The sequence below is a fragment of the Acinetobacter johnsonii CIP 64.6 genome, from assembly GCF_000368045.1.
GTDB lineage: Bacteria > Pseudomonadota > Gammaproteobacteria > Pseudomonadales > Moraxellaceae > Acinetobacter > Acinetobacter johnsonii.
Map to the genome: position 1 here is coordinate 22,617 of NZ_KB849237.1, position 18,324 is coordinate 40,940.

Consider the following 18,324-nt stretch of genomic DNA (forward strand, 5'->3'; position numbering starts at 1 on the left):
TAGGTCTATCCCGTGATGGGTAAAATCTAAAATCATTGTGCGACAACTTGAACTTGACCGTTTTCAACACAGAATAATTGATAAGAAATAGATAAATCATGTAAGTGATTTTTGACTGATTCATACTCTAAAGTGGTAATAAAAACTTGACTACCCAGTTGGCTCAATCGCTCAATTAAACGTTGTTGTGCTGTTAAATCTAATTCTGCTGTCAGATCATCTAATAATACCACAGTTTCCTTATTACAAGCATGCAGCATTGCAATCTGTGACAGTTTTAAGGCTATGATTAACAGCTTTTTTTGTCCACGTGACAGTACGACATCGGCATCGCCAAGGCTTGTTTTTAAACGCAAATCTGCCTTGTGTGGACCATACTCGGTATAGCGCCGTTCAAGGTCTTTTTGATGATGACTTTGCAGGTCATTCAGTAACCCTAACTCGGTATGAAAGCCAGGGCTATATTCTAACTGAACCTCGATATCTGGCAGCAGGTGTTTTAAATCTTGCTCAAAAAAGCCCTTCCACTGCTCCACAATGCTGACGCGTTGCGAATGCAGCATTTCCCCATAATCACCAAGCATTTTGTTCCACGGCTCCAAATCTGCCAGACTTAGATTCCGTCGTGTTTTTAGTAAACTATTACGCTGTTTTAATGCCCGTGAATAATATTGCCATGCATGATAAAAATCAGGTTCCACGTGGAACATCAGCCAATCTAATAGTTGCCGTCTAGGCTTGGCACCATGATCAATAATATCGGTACTTTGCGGATCAATCAGTTGCAAAGGAAGAATCTTAGCCAACTGACCTTGAGTGGCAATGTTGTCGCCATTGACCTTGATGAGCTGTTCACCAGACAACAGCTTTTGCATCCCAATTTTTTCAGAACTGGATTGGGCAAAGACAATCGCGTCGTGGGTATCGGTTTGAATATAGTGTTTCGGAATATGGGTACGAAAGGAACGTCCTGTCGCCAACAGATGAATGGCTTCTAAAATTGAGGTTTTACCTGAACCATTTTGTCCATAAAAAACATTAAACGGTTGCAATCCATGGAGAGCAACCGTTCTGAGATTTCGAACACGTTCGATGTTTAAACGCGTGATTTGCATGCCTGAACCTAGGGCTTAAACACGCATTGGCATGACCACATAGGTCTGATCTTGATGAGCTGGATCTTGCACTAGAACCGATTGATTTGCTTCGGTCATCGTCATTGACACATCATCACCATCCAATGCGCCTAAGACTTCCAAGATGTATTGGGCATTAAAAGACATTTCCATTGGCGCATTATTATATTGAATCGCCAAATCCTCTACGGCTTCGTCTTGCTCTGGGTTATTGGCACGCAGCTGCAAAGTGTCTGCGGCAAAGTTTAAGAACACACCACGTAGTTTTTCATTACTTAAAATCGAAACACGTTGTAAAGATTGCTTAAAGACATCATGTGCAATTAACACATTTTTATCCCCACCACGTGGAATCACACGGCGATAATCAGGGAACTTACCGTCAATCAGTTTTGTGGTGAAACGAACCGTGGTATTCCCTTGTTCTTTGTCACGACTGGCAATAGGAATGGTCACATTCAATAGTTCACGACCGATTAACAACGCCAATTGTTCATCTTCAATGCTCAATAAACGTTGTAATTCGCCCACTGCTTTACGTGGAACAATCGCTTGAATCAATTGAGTCGCATTTGAGCTAGCAACAGTTTCACACAGAGCTAAACGGTGGCCGTCTGTGGTCACTGCACGCAGTTGATTATTATCAATTTCAAGTAAGGTTCCCGTGAGATAAAAACGCACATCCTGCACCGCCATAGCAAATGCAGTTTTTTCAAATAGGCGCTTTAATTCACGCTGTGTCACCGCAACTTGCGTGCCTTGCGTGTTCTCTGTGGTCAATAACGGGTAATCTTCAGCGGGTAAAGTCCCCAACACAAAACGGCTATTACCAGACTTTAAAATACAACGTTGATCTTCAGTAATTTGTAAGTCTATCAGTGCTGCAGTCGGTAAAGATTTGCAAATATCCATCAGCTTACGTGCAGGAACGGTCGTTTCACCCGCTTGTAAACATGCCCCTTCCGCAAGCGTGGTACTTGCAACCAATTCAACTTCTAAGTCTGAACCTGTGATCGTCAACGATGCTTGGCTCACTTGCACTTTAACATTTGAAAGAATGTTTAAAGTATGGCGACGTTCAACCGCTCCTACGACATGTGATAGAACATTAAGTAAGCTTTCTTTCGCGATTTTTAAACGCACGATACATTCCTCGAAAAACTGAAGATAAAATAATAAATAAATGTGTTTTTAGCAGTGTACTATGCGGCAGAACATGCCGCATTGCAAGAATAGAATTTGAGCAATTTTGCTTAACTTTGCAGCAAGCGTTGCAAGTTTTTATAGTCCTCATTGAAGATCGGATCTTCATCGCGCAGACTTAAAACTTTTTCACAAGCATGCATGACGGTACTGTGATCTCGACCGCCAAAGGCCATACCAATTTCAGGGAAACTGTCTCCGGTTAGCTCCCGTGCCAAGCCCATTGCCAATTGGCGGGGACGAGCATAAATACGGGTCCGTTTAGGCCCAACCAACTCTTTGAGTGGGATTCTAAAGTACTCACTCACCACACGTTGAATATTTTCAGTACTGATGGTTCGTGCACGAATGGCTAAGACATCTTTTAAAGACTCACGTACAACATCCAAATCAATAGCTGTGCCCTTAAAGCGTGAAATGGCCACCACTTTATTCAGCGCACCTTCCAATTCACGTACGTTTGCAACCACTTGTTGCGCAATAAATAACGCACAGTTTCGTGGTAATTCCACATCATTGCTTTCTGCTTTTTTCAGCAAAATTTCAATACGGGTTTCAATATCTGGTGGCTCAACCCCAACCGACAACCCCCAAGAAAACCGTGAAACCAAACGTGGATCTAATTCCGTTAATTCTTTTGGATAACGATCGGAGGTCAGAATAATTTGCTTAGATTCATCTAAGAGTGCGTTAAAAGTATAAAAAAACTCAACTAAACTTGCCTCTTTACCCGCCAGCAAATGAATATCATCGACCAACAATAGATCTAAAGATCGGCAATTTTTTTTAAATTCTTCCACTTTGCCTTGTTGTAAAGAACTAACGAAGTCTTGAACAAAGCTTTCTGCCGTCATATACATGACACGTGCATTCGGTTTGGCTTGCAACAAAGCATTACCCACTGCTTGCATTAAGTGTGTTTTACCTAAACCAGTCGGGCCATATAAAAATAAGGGATTGTGCTGAGAGGCACCTAACTGGGTTAAAACCTTACGACACGTTTCAGCAGCCATTTGGTTTGAACGACCTTCCACAAAAAGTGAGAAGGAAAATAAAGGATTTAACTGCCGTTTACGGCTGTTTTTAGAATTCCCTTCTTCTTTTTCTTTTTTCGGACGCACAACGGGTGCTGGAGCAGACTCTAAAGCTGCAGTCGTGGTTGCAGGTTGCTCACTCGCAGATAAAATTGCACCTGGGCGTGAGTCGACTAAAATTTCAACTTTACGTACACGCCCTTCAGAGAGCTGCTCCACTAAAATTGTAATCAGCTCTAGGTGATGTTCTTGAATGTAACGTGTCCAATAGGGATTCGGAGCATAAAGACGTAGTGTGTCATTTAACTCTTCTGCAACTAAAGGGCGTATCCACATTGTAAAGACATTCCCAGAGAGCTCTTGTCGCAAGCGAGTTAAGCAGTCCGTCCAAAGCATGTGAAACCCCTATTCATTCCATCGATAATTAATAAAAACACTATGTACCCACCGAAGCGGGTCGCCATTCTAACCAAGTTATCCACATCTGTCATGGAAAATTCTGCAGATATTGCTCAAAAAGCCTGCTTATGAAAATAAATTTAAATTCAAACACTGGTGTGGATAAGTTTATCCGCAAACTGTGGATAGAATATAGCACAAAGTTATCCACAAACTATTAATTTTATAAAAACAGCCTTATCCACACCATACTTTATTGTTTTATAATTAAAAAAGTGTCATTTCCACAGAAAAAGACAGCCCTAATAGTAATAAATTTAAATTTATAAATTTGAATTTATTTATAAGAGACCTGTTTTCTGGGGATAACTGGAGATCCAAAATGAATTTAAATTTAAAAACATACATAGCAAGTGAATTTAAAGACTTGTGGATAATTGTGTGGGTAATCTTGTTGGTAACTTATATCACTTTAATAAACAATAATCTAGGTTGTGTATAAGAAAAAAGTGCAGTTGTTTAAACCTTATCGAGAAAAGAGCAAGCTCAAACTGCTGTTACAAATAAAAAGGCTTAATTTCACAAGAAAATCGGTTTTCCATTGACAGCTCAAGCAATGAACACTAAACTCGCGAACCTTCATTGAATGATCATTTTTGGAGTTTCGATATGAAACGTACATTCCAACCATCTGAATTAAAGCGTAAGCGCGTTCATGGTTTCCGTGCTCGTATGGCTACTAAAGCTGGTCGCCAAGTATTAGCTCGTCGTCGTGCAAAAGGTCGTCACAGCTTAACTGTTTAATCAATAGTTAACGCTTAAACGATTTTGGGTGTTATGACTACACTTTATGGCTTCAGCACAGAGGTTCGTATTCGCTGTGCTGCCGATTATAAAAGTGTCTTCGATGGTGCGCTTTTTAAAGTGCATCAGCCCCATTTCTTATTTCTAGCAAAACTGACCGAACAACCTCAAAGTCGTTTGGGTATTGTTGTTGCTAAAAAGAAAGTGCGTCGTGCACACGAAAGAAATAGAGTAAAACGTTTGGCTCGCGAAAGTTTTCGCTTGCATCAACAGCAATTAACTTTAGATATTGTGGTTATGCCTAAAATGGGGATAGAAGCAGTGCCTAATGCAGAGTTGCACCAGCAATTACAATTTGCTTGGCAAAAATTACAACGTCTTGCCAAAAAGCATCAAAAAATAGCTCCCTCCCTGCAAAAGTAGAGATGGCCAATGGTCCGGTTACTGCATTGGTTAATTCGATTTTATCAAATTGCGATTAGTCCTTTACTTGGACCGCGTTGTCGTTATATCCCTACATGTTCTCAATATTCATTGGAAGCAGTCCATACACATGGTGCTGTGCGTGGTGTGTGGTTGGCTACTAAACGTATTTGCCGTTGTCATCCTTGGGGTGGATCGGGGTATGACCCTGTTCCAAACAAAAGGATTCGTTTTATCTATTTTCAGCAAATAGATTCTCAAAAGCATCTGGTTGCTGTACCCTTTCGTGATTGTTTCTTGAACCAAAATCACTCTAACCACTTGGGGTAATCGATATGCAACAATGGGCCAGGTTTGCCATTCTCGGGGCCATGTTTGTTGTCGCTTATTTGCTCATTTTGGCTTGGCAAAAAGATTATGGACATGCTGAAACTCAGCCACAGCCACAACAGGCTGCAGCAGTTTCACATGAAGTATCTGCAGATTTGCCAAATGCTCAAACGGCTTCAGCAGCGTCTGATATGCCACAAGCAAATATCGCGACTCAGCAACCAGCTACAGAAGCAAAAGCATCTGTAAATCAACAGCTTATTTCAGTACAGACTGACCTTTATCATCTTTGGATTAATCCTAAAGGTGGTGATATTGTTCGTATTGAATTGTTAAACCATGACAAGAGCAAAGACAGTAACGAAGCATTTGTCATGCTTGAAAGTGATGCAAAACGTACTTATGTGGCGCAGTCTGGTTTAATTGGTCTTAATGGTCCAGACAGTAACCGTAGCGGTCGTCCAATGTATGAGATTGAAAAATCTGCTTATACATTGAATGATGCCAAAGCGGTTCAAACTGAAGATGGAAAAAGCATCAAAGTGTTAACCGTACCGATGGTACTGAAAACAGCTGATGGTGTGGAAATCATTAAAACCTTTACCTTTAAGCAAGGTGAATATCCTGTTGTTGTGAACCATAAAGTGGTGAACCGCAGTGGTCAAAACTGGCAGGGTCAAATGTTTGGTCAACTCAAACGTGACAACTCTGATGATCCAGGCAAATCGGATCAAGGTATTTTCACGCTGGGCACTTTCTTAGGTGGTGCTTGGGGTTCGCCTGAAGAACATTATAACAAGCTTAAATTTGCTAACTTCAATGAAGAAAAATTGAATGTTGAAGCGAAAGGCGGCTGGGTTGCTATGGTTCAGCACTACTTTGTGAGTGCTTGGATTCCTGGTGACTTAAAATTGACGCAAGCCAATGGTCAACCTTATGTCGCGAAATTAGAGTCGCGTAAGTCAACGGATGATATGAATATCATTGGTTTTACTTCGCCGACGATTACTGTGCCTGCTGGTACAGTGGCTGAGATTGACGCGACCTTCTATTCAGGTCCTAAAGTTCAATCTGAGTTAAAAGAGCTTGCAACAGGGTTAAACCAAACTGTTGATTATGGTTGGTTATGGCCAATTGCGAAATTATTGTTCTTGGGTCTTGAGTTCTTCCACGGTTTAGTGGGCAACTGGGGCTGGGCAATTATTTTGTTAACGGTCTTGGTGAAACTGATTCTTTGGCCATTGTCGTCTAAGAGCTATCGCTCAATGGCGAAAATGCGTGTCATTGCACCTGAAATGCAGCGTATGAAAGAAGAGTTCGGTGAAGACCGCATGCGCTTCTCTCAAGAAATGATGGCACTATATAAACGTGAACAAGTCAATCCGCTTGCGGGTTGTTTGCCATTGTTATTACAAATGCCAATCTTCCTTGCGTTGTACTGGGTGTTGATGGAGTCAGTTGAGCTTCGTCATGCGCCATGGTTACTTTGGATTCAAGATTTGTCAGCGATGGATCCGTGGTTTATTTTACCGCTGTTAATGGGCGCAACGATGTTCATTCAGCAGTCTTTAAATCCCCAACCGGCTGATCCAATGCAAGCGAAAGTTTTCAAAATCATGCCGATTGTTTTCACAGTCTTTATGTTGTTCTTCCCTGCGGGTCTCGTGTTGTACTGGATTGTCAACAACAGTATCACGATTATTCAGCAGACCTTGATCAACAAATCTGTTGAAAAAGACCGCTTGAATAAGGAAAGTGCGTCGAGTTAATCGAGGCAACTTTTCGCGAAAAGCTGAATAAATCCGCTTAAGATGGTAATCTTAGGCGGATTTTTCATTGTGTGACTTTTAAGATTTTAGGTGAATGTTATGTACAACCGAACCACGATTGCTGCCATTGCAACACCACCTGGGCGTGGTGGTGTGGGGGTCATTCGCCTATCTGGTCCCAAGTCTTATGAGATTGCACAGGCCTTGACCCAAAAAGACTTACCGAAAGCGCGTTTTGCTGGTTTTCGCCAGTTTTATGATGCATCTGGCGAAGTGATGGATGAGGGCTTAGCGCTTTGTTTTCCGAACCCGAACTCGTTTACTGGTGAAGATGTGGTTGAGTTGCAAGGTCATGGTGGCCCTGTCATTCAAAATGCTTTACTGGGGCGTTTGTTGGAGCTCGGTGCGATTGCAGCAAAAGCCGGTGAGTTTTCTATGCGTGCTTTTGAAAATGGCAAACTGGATTTGGTACAGGCTGAAGCGATCGCCGACTTGATTGATGCGACGTCTCAAGCGGCTGCACGTTCTGCGGTACGTTCATTACAAGGCGCATTTTCAACTAAAGTGAATCGTGTGTTGGAGCAATTGATTCATCTACGTTTGCATGTGGAAGCTGCGATTGATTTTCCTGAAGAAGAAATTGATTTTCTTGCGGACGGGAAAATTTTAAATCTTTTAGATGGTGTTACGTCTGCTGTGAATCAAGTGCAACAATCGGCTCGTCAAGGACAGTTGCTGCGTGAAGGTTTACAAGTGGTGATTGCAGGGAAACCGAATGCGGGTAAGTCATCACTGCTCAATGCATTAGCGGGCATTGAACGCGCCATTGTGACGGATATTGCAGGTACGACGCGAGATGTCTTACATGAAAAAATTATCCTGAATGGTTTACCCATTACCTTAACCGATACTGCGGGTTTACGTGAAACCGGCGATATTGTAGAAAAAGAAGGGATTCGTCGTGCCATTAAAGAAATTGAGCAAGCCGACCTGTTACTTTTAGTCTATGACTTAAGCCAAGGCGAAGACCCACTCAAACTGGCGCAAGAATATTTTGCTGAGCATATTGAACCGAAACGTTTAATGCTGATTGGTAATAAGTGTGATTTGATGGAAACAACATCGCATATCGAAGATTTTAATGGCTTCCGTCATATTATGGTTTCGGCAAAGCAAGAAACTGGCGTTCAAGCACTCATAGAAGCGATTACAGCGCATGCAGGCTTCCAGCCAGAAGAAGATACCTTTATTGCGCGTACACGCCATTTAGACGCAATGAAACGTACTCAGCTTTACCTTGCTGAAGCTCGTGAACAATTGGTGGTGTATAACGCAGGTGAGTTGGTCGCAGAGTCGCTACGTTTGGCGCAAAATGCCCTCGGTGAAATTACAGGGGACTTTAGTGCGGATGATTTGCTTGGGAAAATTTTTGGATCATTCTGTATTGGAAAGTAATTTAAAATTAAACCAATATTCTAATAAGTTCCAGTGATAATTAAATAGCATTAAGTTTTAACGGCTTAGTGCTTTTTTAATGTCTTTTTATTATTCCAATGTGTTCTATACGTTCATCTAGTGCTATGATTTTTTTAGTCACTAAAAAGTCACAAGCTTAACTGTGACTGTATTTTTTTAGATGGTGACTAAATGATGAAACAAGCAGAAAAGATAGTTTTTTCGACAGATAGGGAAATCAAAAATCTAAAAGCTGGTGTAAAGAGATATACCGCGAAAGACACGGTAGCGAATGGCTTGTTTTTAGACATAACAACGACTGGTGTTAAGTCATGGTGGTATCGTTATTCACTGCATGGCAAACAGGAACGATTTGTATTGGGGCGTTATCCTGATTTATCTCTTAAAGAAGCACGACAGTTACGTGATGAATCTGCTTCATTAGTTGCTAAAGGTATTTCACCAAAACAGAGTAAGAATAATAAAGTCACCAGTGTTTTATTCAGTGACTACGGTGAACGCTATTTAAACGAAGTCATTAAGAAAGAGCGTAAAAACCCATACAATATGATTCTGTGTTTGAGCAACGATATTTATCCAATGATAGGACATATCGCTTTAGATCAGATCAGTGCTGATGATGTGCGCCGTGTGATATGGCGTAAGAAAGATCAAGGTTTTGATGCTGCTGCTAATCAGGTCAGAGGTTTGTTAAAGCGTATGTTTGATTACGCAATTACACTTGGGCTTGTCCAATATAATCCAGTGTTAGCAATCCCTACACGTCATATTTATAGAGCCGTAGCGAGAAACAGATATTTAAGCACCAGTGAAATCCGCACTTACTACACCACCCTTTTGAACTCACGTATTTATCGCCCGAGAAAATTAGGCTTATTACTAGCATTACTTACCTTAGTGCGTAAATCGGAACTATTGAGAGCAAAATGGGCGCATATCGACTTTGAACAACGGATATGGTTGATTCCTGAAACAAAAGCGGACAGCACTACAGGCCAGAGCCGAGAAATGGTTGTTTATATGTCTGATCAAGTGATTGAGATATTCAAGGAATTAAAAACAATTGCAGGCGATGAGCCTTATGTATTTGTTGGCCGTAAGCGCGGTACACATATCAGCCATAACGCTTTTAACACGGCGCAAAAGTCAGCACTGGCATTAACAGATATTCCCGACTTTACAGTGCATGATTTACGTCGTACAGCGAGTACACATCTCAATGAACAAGGTTTTAATAGTGATGCAATTGAAGCGTGTTTAAACCACACAGTAAAAGGTGTTAGAGGGGTTTATAACAAGGCTAAATATGAAAAAGAGCGTACAAACATGCTTCAAAAGTGGAGTGATTTTATTTTTGGGGTAATTTACGAGCACAATTTGATCTTTTTTAATGAGGCTAAGAAATATAAGGGCATTTGAATTGTAAAATAATGTAACAATGAACAATATGTTCAAATGAACAATATTGTTCATTTGAACATATTGTTTATAAAAAACAAATACTTATATTTTTATAAAACTCAAGCATATACGATTTTTGGTGAGAGTTTTTTAAAACAGCGAAGTACTTAAATAGTGTGATTTTTGATGTGTTGAGCGCTTGAAGGGATTTTTTAGAAATTTTGATGTGGGTAGTAATTTGATTATGACTCTTATAGAGTTACAGCGAGTTCAATGAGTTACAGAGAGTTCATTAACTTCAATGAGTTCAATAAAGAAAAAAAGACCAAGTAGGCAAATACTTGATCTTTTTTGTGAAGCATGTGGCCTTAGTAACGTCAATTACCAAGAGCCATTAATTTTTAAACCTTGTCTACCACGACACAAGACTAAGAGATATTAGAAATGTAATCAGTTTAAAAATTATATGCACAGCCCAATAATTAAACAAGGTTATGCATTTACGAATAGTTAGCATACCATTTTATTCTCTTGAGAATAATACTGAAATTAATTTTCAGTGATGCATGTCTAAATATTTGTAAATAGCTATGCGTATAACGAATAAAAAGACTACTTTATTCTAGTGACCAAGTTTGTGTCTAGGCATTTCCATGAATGGAGTATGTTTAGATGACTGCATCTAAAAATAAACAAACCGAAAACCAACGTCTAATCCGCCGTAAAGAAGTACAAACTAAAACAGGGCTTTGCACTTCATCCATTTACGCCTTGATGAAGAAAGGTGATTTTCCACAGTCCTTACAGATATCTATACGCCGTGTCGCTTGGATCGAGTCAGAGGTCGACCAGTGGATTAGTGATCGTATAGCGAGTCATAAAGCCACCATTGCAATGATGGAGGTTTAAATCATGCAAAACCATCAAACCCAAGTTTTAAATTACTTGAAAAGTGGTAAGACATTGAGCCAAACCGAAGCTATTACATACTTTAATTGCTATCGTTTGAGTGCTGTTATTAAGTGTTTACGCAATATTGGCTATGACATAGTCACTCATAGAGAACCTAATTCAAACAACAAAGCAACTCATGCACGATATGAATTAAAAGAGGTGCAGGCATGAGTCAATCTACTAGTAAAATTCATCAAATTACGCGTCAGCGTATCCAATCTATTGACTTTGCACATAAGCAAAGTTTGACCGTAAGCGTCCGCTGAACCCCATGCCTATTTTTTAATTTGAGTTGGATTTCCAGCGATGTGGCAGTAATTCTTCTATTTGGGTCGCTTTATGCGTCGGCAGCCTTTTCAGCACATCACTTAAATAGGCATACGGATCCAAGCCATTCAGCTTTGCTGACTGGATTAAAGTCATGATATTTGCCGCTCGCTGTCCACTGCGCAGCGAACCTGCAAACAACCAGTTCTTACGGCCCAATGCCCAGGGACGCATTGAGTTCTCTGCCCAGTTATTGTCAATGGGTAGATTGCCATCATCCAGATAGCGGCTTAAGGCTGGCCAACGCTTCAGACTGTAATTGATGGCCTTGGCGGTTGGAGAACTCGATGGCACCGTCAGATAATGTTGGTTGAGCCATTCATACAGTTGTTGCATCACCGGTTGGCTATGCTGTTGCCGGTATTCGCGGCGATGTTCTGCTGTACCATCGGTCTTTTTCCTGAGTTCTGCTTCTATCGCATACAGTTTCTGAATCATCAGTAATGCCTGTTCAGCGATCTGACTTTTCCCAGTCACATGTAGCTCATGGAATTTACGACGTGCATGCGCCATGCAGCCCACCTCAATGACATCGCCTGATTTAAAGCGTGCTTTATAACCACTGTAATCATCACAGACCAGATGGCCCTGCCAGCCATTCAGGAACTCTTCTGCATGCTGACCTGAACGGCTATCCTGAAAGTCATAGATCACCGCTTGAACTGGATTGTACTGTGTGGTGGCATAGGCCCAGACATAACCTTTCTTCGGTTTTTTCTCATTCTCACCCATCCGCATGATGGTGACCGGCGTTTCATCGGCATGGATTACCCGCTGTTGCAACACCACCTGTTTTAAGGCATTGGCCAGAGGTTCCAGTTCCACACCGCAGCGACCAATCCAGTCAGATAAAGTGGATCTGGACAGATCAATGCCAGCCCGCTGATAGATCAGGCGCTGACGGTACAGCGGCAAATGATCGGCATACTTCGATACCAACACATGGCTGAGCAATTCAGGTGAAGCAATGCCTTTATCAATCACATAGGCGGGCATCGCTTGCTGAGTCAGGGTGTCACACTGATCACAGACCCATTTGCCACGCACATGCTGTTCCTTATAGAACTGTGCCGGTCTGAAATGCAGTTTTTCACTGATATCTTCGCCGATACGACGCAAGGTGCAGCCACAAGCACATTGGGTTGATGTTGGTTCATGCTCAATACGGATGGTGTGTAGATGATCGGGCAGCAGTCGACGTTTAGGTTTATTTGCTTTGGCTTTCTGTGTCGCTGCATCGGTTTTATCTGCATTCAGCCGTTCCAGTTCCAGATCAACGGCTGCAATATCTTCTTCGACCGCTTCATCCCAGAGATGGATTTGTTTTGCAGTGAGATGTTCGTTTTTACTGCCGAATTTGTGCTGTTTAAATAGTGCGAGTTCATGCTCGTATTTTTGATTGAGAATAGAAAGATGTTGAACTTGAGCATCTAATTGCTGATTGGATACTTCAAGATGCTGAACTTTGGTATCTAATTGTTGGTTTGATTTTTCTAATTCTTGATTTGATTGTGCCAGAGACTGATGCTGCATCGCCAACTGCCGGGTAAATTCCAGCAGTTGTTCATGGGTCAGTTGGCTTAAATCAGGCAGCATTTTCATGACCGCAGTATGCCTGAGGTCATGACGCAGAGGAAATAGAACGTTTGGAGAATAGCAGAATGGACCAGCCTAGTTTAGAGCATCGTCACCACCTGCTGTCGTCCAATGCGCTGCCAAGGTAAACCCTGGATCAGTGCCTGTAACTGTTCCGGACTGATCGCCATGCTTTCACCCTGGTGAACCTGCGCCCAGTGGAATTTTCCCTGTTCCAGCCGCCGGGCACACAGCCAGATGCCCAGTCCATCATGTACCAGCACTTTCATGCGATGGCCACGTTTATTACAGAACAGGTAAGCACAATGCGGTTTAATGTAGCCAAAGGCTCTCACCACCTGAGCCATGATAGTATCCATCCCTGCTCGCATATCCAGAGGTTGGGTAGAAAGCCAGATTTCATCAATGCGGATCATGTTGCAAGTGCCTTGAGTAATTCTGCTAAAGCAGATATTTCTGATACTTGCCATTTCAAGCCAATTTCTGCTTTTGAGTGGGGTAAAGTAATTTGAACCGTTAACATGTCAGTAGGAGTAGGATCTAATGGTGCAGAGCAAGATAAGGCAATAAATGCAGGTTTATTCGGTAGTGGTGAGCGATCATTCCCTGGCTTAGCATCAATTAAGCGAATCCATTTGGATACAAGATTTGTATTCAATCCATGTTGCAAAGCGACCGAAGCAATTGAAACGTCCGGTGCTTTACAAGCCTGAACGATCTGCTGTTTAAATTCAGCACTGTATGTTCTTCGTTTTTTCGCAAGAGATGCGATGGATGTCTGGTGATTTGTAGTCATAAATTTTAGTCCCCACTTGTTTTTAAGTGGGGACTAAATTAAGGCTTATAGGATGAATTCATAAGGTGTGTTCAGCGGACGCTTACGTTTGACCCAGCGTATTTCTTCAATGATTAAAAAGGTATGGGGCTAATCATGTCTAATCAAATTAAAAATGACTATGTTCCACCGTCAAATGCTAGTGCCTTTTTTATACCACACCCTGAAGCAAATCATTTGAATGCTCAAGATGTTGCATTTGAGTTGATATCTGGTGCGAAGAATATTTCTGTCGCTACTTTTCAATGTTTTAAGAATGGAAACGAGTTAATGATTGACGCAAAAATTATTGCCAATCTGATTGTTGAACTTCAAACAAAACTAGAAATGATTGAACAAATTCTACCTTTAGCTTTTGAAAGTGGAGAGGTTTAATTTTGTTTAATCGAATTCAAACCATCCAAGGTTTAAAGGTTGGTGCGGAAGTAGATAGAAAGGCGGTGACACTATGAATATCACTGCCCTCATCAAACCCGATACCATCTTAGCAAATTGCACATTGCTAAATCCACTGGATGAAACATATCTAAATCATCCCATCATTCAGCGTTTTGGTAGTCCAGCACAGCCGATCTATGTTGACCAATACGATGTAGATATAAACGGCGTGAGCTATGACAATCCTTTGATTCTACCTATCTATGATGGTCAATTAAATCTTGTGCAATGTGCTGTACTACAAGATAAACAACAGGTTCAAGCCCTGCCTGATGGATTTGCCAAAGGCCTTGCCTTCTATGGTCATTTTGACCATGCAGAGCCTATCATCATCACCTATAACCTAGAGGCATTCTTTAAGATTGCTCAAACAGGTTATGCCGTTGCTTTAGTAGTATTACCCAGTGTATGCAATGCCAAACAAGTAGCACTTAAGCCATTTGACTTTGAGCAAATGCATTTCGTAATTCACCAGTTGGAAAAGGCAGGCTATACACAGCTTTATATGCCAGTACGTCCTGAGCATATTCGCCTTGAAGCTTTTCAAAGCCTCGAAAAGAATACCAACGTCCGATTATTGAACCAGTATCAAACGATTATGGGTGCTGAGTTTCTGACTGAGCTATTAAAAACTGATAGCAAAGAGGACGTAACTGCATTTATTGATGAAGCCATAGAGCAACTACCGAAATTGAGTTTGTTACCTAAAGGTCATTTGGCCAAGCCTTTCAAAATGGATGACGGCGCATATTTACATATCATGGAGACGGGGCTTTATTTGATCAAAGAAAAAAGGGATGGAGATGGGGAGCTTAAACAGACTCGTACTTTTATCTGTCATTCAGCTATTATTTTAGGTGAAGCAAGAAGTCCGAATAATGATAACTGGAAGCGGGTTATTCAGTTCCATGACAAGGACAATACCCTACACCGACTTTTGATACCTTATGAGCATTTCATGGGGGAAGCCCAAGAAGCTTTAAAGATAATTGCTAATCATGGCTTGATGCCACCACGCCAAGCTAATAAGAAAAATGTATTCATCAACTACATTCAGGACTACCCGATAGAGCAACGCTTTCGCTGTGTAGAGCGTGCGGGGTGGCATGGCCGATGCTTTGCTACACCCAATAAAACCTACGGTAGCATTGAAGATGAGGAGCTGCTCTTTCACAGTGACAATAAAAGCCCTTATACCGTCTCGGGGAGCTTTGAAGAATGGCAGAAATTAAGCCAATTAATTGAAGCCCATGCATTAGCGGTGCTGGCATTCTCAAGTGCCTTTTCTGGGCAATTAGTTTTACCTCTAGGTGCTGAAAGTGGTGGGTTTCATCTCTATGGCTCATCAACTGATGGTAAAAGTACTATCACCAAGGCCTCATGCAGTATATGGGGTAATCCAAAGCACATTTCTAAGTCATGGCGCACCACTGACAATGCTTTAGAGAATGAAGCAGAATTGAGAAATGATAGTTTTTTAAACCTAGATGAACTGCGCCAAGCGGCACCTAAAGCTGTGTCTGATATTGTCTATATGCTGACTGGTGGACAAGGCAAGGCCCGAAGTACTAAGGCAGGCAAAAACCGTGATACCAAGCAATTCAGTCTGATGTATACCTCTACGGGTGAAGTCACTCTTGAGGAGCATTTGCGCCGTGGCAGTATAGAGTTGGATGCAGGGCTATTACTACGCTTTGCACATATTCCCAGTGATGCTGGTAAAGGATACGGCGTATTTGACTGCATTAACTATGGTACAGCTCCACAAGATATAGGCAACCGTATTAATGAGCTGGCATCACAGCACTATGGCCATGCAGGGATTAAATGGTTGGAGTATCTGACCCAAGATAAAGATGCTGTCATGCAACAGGCCCAAGTTCTATTAGATAGTTTTATTGAACAACACAGCCAAATCAAGAATGGCCAAGCTAGCCGTGTTTTACGCCGTTTTGCACTTGTGGCCGCTGCTGGGGAACTAGCTACACAGGCAGGCATTACAGGATGGATGAAAGGCCGTGCATTTGAGGCAATAGCACATTGCTTTAATACATGGCTGGGTAATCTAGGCCACGGCGAAAACATGGAAGAAACCAAGTCCCTTGAGCATATCAAGGCATTTTTTGAAGCCAATGGTACCAGCCGTTTTGAGGATATAACTATAATCAGACAGGTAGACGGTGAAGTACTACGCCAGAGGATTCATAACCGTGTTGGTTACTATGACCCTAAAGATAAAGTCTACTTGGTATCCCCAACCATGTTTAAAAAGGAAATGTGCATTGGGATGAATGAGGTCAGTGTTAAAAAGGCATTAATTAAACATGGCTGGATTAAAGGCTTTATTGAAGGTGATAAAAAGCTGTATGTAAAGAAATCCAGCAACACCCTGCCCGATGGTACACGCCCACGTATGATGCATTTCAGCGCAGAAGCCATGCAAAACCTAGATAGTGAAATCTGAGAATACTATTTATAGGATGGACGTAGTGGACAAGGTGGACATAGTAGTAATATTTAAATCTAATCTATTGTTATATATAGCTATTAATATGTCCACTTTATATAAGTTTATCTATTTTAATAGGTGGACATAAGGTGGACACGATTCAAAGTAAAATATCCTGTCCACCTCATCTACTTTTAATGTCCACTTTTTTACTATTCATATTTATATACAGGTGGACTAAATTAATTATTTAAAAACATGTAGATAATTACTTCTGTCCACTTTTTCCACCATGTCCATCTCAAAACGGACTCATACATGAGCCAAGAGAACAGCAGATGTTAGAATTAAACATTGTGAAGTTATTCATTAAGATTTTTAGAGTTAAATAAGTGGATTTCTGCTTCTTTAATAGGACTAAAGTAATTTCGTGGTCCATTGTAATTAAGAGTCTGAAAAATAAGAGAGTTGAATAAATTAAGGCAAGATATAAAATTTTCTTTTTCTTCATATTTACTTAATAAATTATTACTTTTAGCTTTTGGATGAGCGACTTCATTTCTAAGATTTTTCCATGCCTCTGTTTCATCCTTACTTAAAATTCCAGAATCGATTAGTAGAGCTAATGCTTTATTAGCTGTAATAATTTTTAAGTACGAAATTGAATTTTGCAGCCTTTCTTTATATAGGTCTTCAATTTCTAAGTTTTTAATAATTCTTTTAATTTCTTTAATGTCATGTTCTAAGACTTCATCTTTTCTTGATTTTTTATAAATAGGAATAAATATGTCATTTAATAAACCCTCAATTGCAGTTGTTAATGCTAGGTAAGTAATATCTTGTTCTGATTTGAAAGACACCCAGACTCTACGCCATTGAGCGTATATGCTAAGAAAATTTTTTGGGTTTTCTTTATATAGTCGAATGGAGTTTCTTAAAATATTAAAATGATATTCTCCATCGCGAAACTCTGGATTAGAAAGGTTACTTGCAATGGCAGAAACATAGCTTTTCTGGAGATAAAGTTTATTTGTACTATAAAAAGTACTAACTTCTTGATTGCAAGAAATATTTTTAGAATAATATGGTTGCAATAAAAGGCCTGAAGAGAATCCTAAATAAAATGTTATGCAATCCAACATTAATTCAGGATTTGTACATTCCTCAATAGCGATAAAACCTTTAGCTCCATGATCATCAACTATGCGAATTTTAATTTTTTCTTGATCAAATTCAATTATTGATTCATTCCATGCAAAAGATTCACTTCCTAAGGTAGACACTACACTATTATTTTTGTTTCTAGGAATATTGAGGGTTTGATTAAATTCAATATAAAAATAATCTCTAGCGTTTTTAGTAGGCTCAGTTATTGTAATTTTTTCTAATAAAATATGATGAATTGAAGAGCTATGAATAGATAAAGCATGTAGTTCAACCCTAAAATCTTCTGATTGGAATTCAATACCATCTATTGACACAGCCTCCAAATAAATTTTCTGAGATTCATCAAAATGATCATCAGGCAGTCTTATTGACCAATTAAATTTTGGAATATTATTTTTTTCTAAGCAAATAAATTCTATGTAAAAAACACCGTATTCATTGATTTTTATGATGCCGTATCCTTTTAGAACTATTCCATTTTTTTGATAAATTCGAATTTTTGGACAGTGAGCTTCAAATGAGTAATCACGTATACTTTCACGTATTTTATCGGTAATCATATTTCTCACACTTTAAACAACAA

At 40.4% G+C, this 18,324-nt stretch carries 17 protein-coding genes; 10 read left to right on the forward strand and 7 right to left on the reverse strand.

Annotated elements, in window-relative coordinates:
- Positions 1 to 32: 32 nt before the first annotated feature.
- From recF to dnaA, 3 genes are all read right to left on the reverse strand, one after another.
- Positions 33 to 1,115: a DNA replication/repair protein RecF gene (recF, locus tag F986_RS16705; RefSeq protein WP_004697423.1), complete on the reverse strand. Its 1,083-nt coding sequence runs from the start codon at positions 1,113 to 1,115 to the stop codon at positions 33 to 35.
- Positions 1,116 to 1,130: 15 nt separating this feature from the next.
- Positions 1,131 to 2,279, reverse strand: a complete 1,149-nt coding sequence (dnaN, locus tag F986_RS16710) for a DNA polymerase III subunit beta (RefSeq protein WP_004697425.1) — start codon at positions 2,277 to 2,279, stop codon at positions 1,131 to 1,133.
- 110 nt (positions 2,280 to 2,389) lie between these two features.
- Complete coding sequence (gene dnaA, locus F986_RS16715) at positions 2,390 to 3,769, reverse strand: chromosomal replication initiator protein DnaA (RefSeq protein ID WP_004697428.1); 1,380 nt, start codon at positions 3,767 to 3,769, stop codon at positions 2,390 to 2,392.
- Positions 3,770 to 4,441: 672 nt separating this feature from the next.
- Between dnaA and rpmH the strand changes: the two genes are divergently transcribed.
- The 8 genes from rpmH to F986_RS16755 all read left to right on the forward strand — a co-directional run bounded on the left by rpmH (position 4,442) and on the right by F986_RS16755 (position 11,100).
- Entirely contained in the window at positions 4,442 to 4,576 is a 135-nt protein-coding gene (gene rpmH / locus F986_RS16720) for a 50S ribosomal protein L34 (protein ID WP_000831329.1), read from the forward strand.
- 33 nt (positions 4,577 to 4,609) lie between these two features.
- Positions 4,610 to 4,999: a ribonuclease P protein component gene (gene rnpA / locus F986_RS16725; protein ID WP_004697431.1), complete on the forward strand. Its 390-nt coding sequence runs from the start codon at positions 4,610 to 4,612 to the stop codon at positions 4,997 to 4,999.
- Positions 5,000 to 5,008: 9 nt separating this feature from the next.
- Complete coding sequence (gene yidD, locus F986_RS16730) at positions 5,009 to 5,329, forward strand: membrane protein insertion efficiency factor YidD (RefSeq protein ID WP_004697432.1); 321 nt, start codon at positions 5,009 to 5,011, stop codon at positions 5,327 to 5,329.
- 5 nt (positions 5,330 to 5,334) lie between these two features.
- A complete protein-coding gene (gene yidC, locus F986_RS16735; RefSeq protein WP_004697434.1) occupies positions 5,335 to 7,098 on the forward strand; it encodes a membrane protein insertase YidC in 1,764 nt (587 codons plus the stop codon).
- 99 nt (positions 7,099 to 7,197) lie between these two features.
- Positions 7,198 to 8,553: a tRNA uridine-5-carboxymethylaminomethyl(34) synthesis GTPase MnmE gene (gene mnmE, locus F986_RS16740; RefSeq protein WP_004697436.1), complete on the forward strand. Its 1,356-nt coding sequence runs from the start codon at positions 7,198 to 7,200 to the stop codon at positions 8,551 to 8,553.
- A gap of 192 nt (positions 8,554 to 8,745) precedes the next feature.
- On the forward strand, positions 8,746 to 9,993 hold the full coding sequence (locus tag F986_RS16745) for a tyrosine-type recombinase/integrase (RefSeq protein WP_004697439.1): 1,248 nt from the start codon (positions 8,746 to 8,748) through the stop codon (positions 9,991 to 9,993).
- A 654-nt stretch (positions 9,994 to 10,647) separates the two neighbouring features.
- Complete coding sequence (locus F986_RS16750; protein ID WP_004697440.1) at positions 10,648 to 10,884, forward strand: helix-turn-helix transcriptional regulator; 237 nt, start codon at positions 10,648 to 10,650, stop codon at positions 10,882 to 10,884.
- A gap of 3 nt (positions 10,885 to 10,887) precedes the next feature.
- Positions 10,888 to 11,100, forward strand: a complete 213-nt coding sequence (locus F986_RS16755) for a helix-turn-helix domain-containing protein (protein ID WP_004697442.1) — start codon at positions 10,888 to 10,890, stop codon at positions 11,098 to 11,100.
- Positions 11,101 to 11,211: 111 nt separating this feature from the next.
- Here the strand turns inward: F986_RS16755 and tnpC are convergent, their stop codons facing one another.
- The 3 genes from tnpC to tnpA all read right to left on the reverse strand — a co-directional run bounded on the left by tnpC (position 11,212) and on the right by tnpA (position 13,648).
- A complete protein-coding gene (gene tnpC / locus F986_RS16760) occupies positions 11,212 to 12,858 on the reverse strand; it encodes an IS66 family transposase (RefSeq protein ID WP_004697445.1) in 1,647 nt (548 codons plus the stop codon).
- Between the two features lie 74 nt (positions 12,859 to 12,932).
- Entirely contained in the window at positions 12,933 to 13,268 is a 336-nt protein-coding gene (tnpB, locus tag F986_RS16765) for an IS66 family insertion sequence element accessory protein TnpB (protein ID WP_004691519.1), read from the reverse strand.
- Positions 13,265 to 13,648, reverse strand: a complete 384-nt coding sequence (gene tnpA, locus F986_RS16770; RefSeq protein WP_004691518.1) for an IS66-like element accessory protein TnpA — start codon at positions 13,646 to 13,648, stop codon at positions 13,265 to 13,267. Before tnpA ends, tnpB begins: the two co-directional genes overlap by 4 nt.
- A 135-nt stretch (positions 13,649 to 13,783) precedes the next feature.
- Here tnpA and F986_RS16775 point away from each other — a divergent pair, with 135 nt between their 5' ends.
- Both F986_RS16775 and F986_RS16780 read left to right on the forward strand, forming a co-directional pair.
- Positions 13,784 to 14,062, forward strand: coding sequence for a hypothetical protein (locus F986_RS16775; RefSeq protein WP_004697448.1), 279 nt, complete (start codon positions 13,784 to 13,786; stop codon positions 14,060 to 14,062).
- Between the two features lie 73 nt (positions 14,063 to 14,135).
- Positions 14,136 to 16,589, forward strand: coding sequence for a DUF927 domain-containing protein (locus F986_RS16780; protein ID WP_004697450.1), 2,454 nt, complete (start codon positions 14,136 to 14,138; stop codon positions 16,587 to 16,589).
- Between the two features lie 347 nt (positions 16,590 to 16,936).
- Here F986_RS16780 and F986_RS16785 read toward each other — a convergent pair whose 3' ends face one another.
- The gene (locus F986_RS16785; protein WP_004697451.1) at positions 16,937 to 18,301 is read right to left on the reverse strand and encodes a hypothetical protein; all 1,365 of its coding nucleotides are present in this window, start codon (positions 18,299 to 18,301) and stop codon (positions 16,937 to 16,939) included.
- Between the last annotated feature and the right edge of the window lie 23 nt (positions 18,302 to 18,324).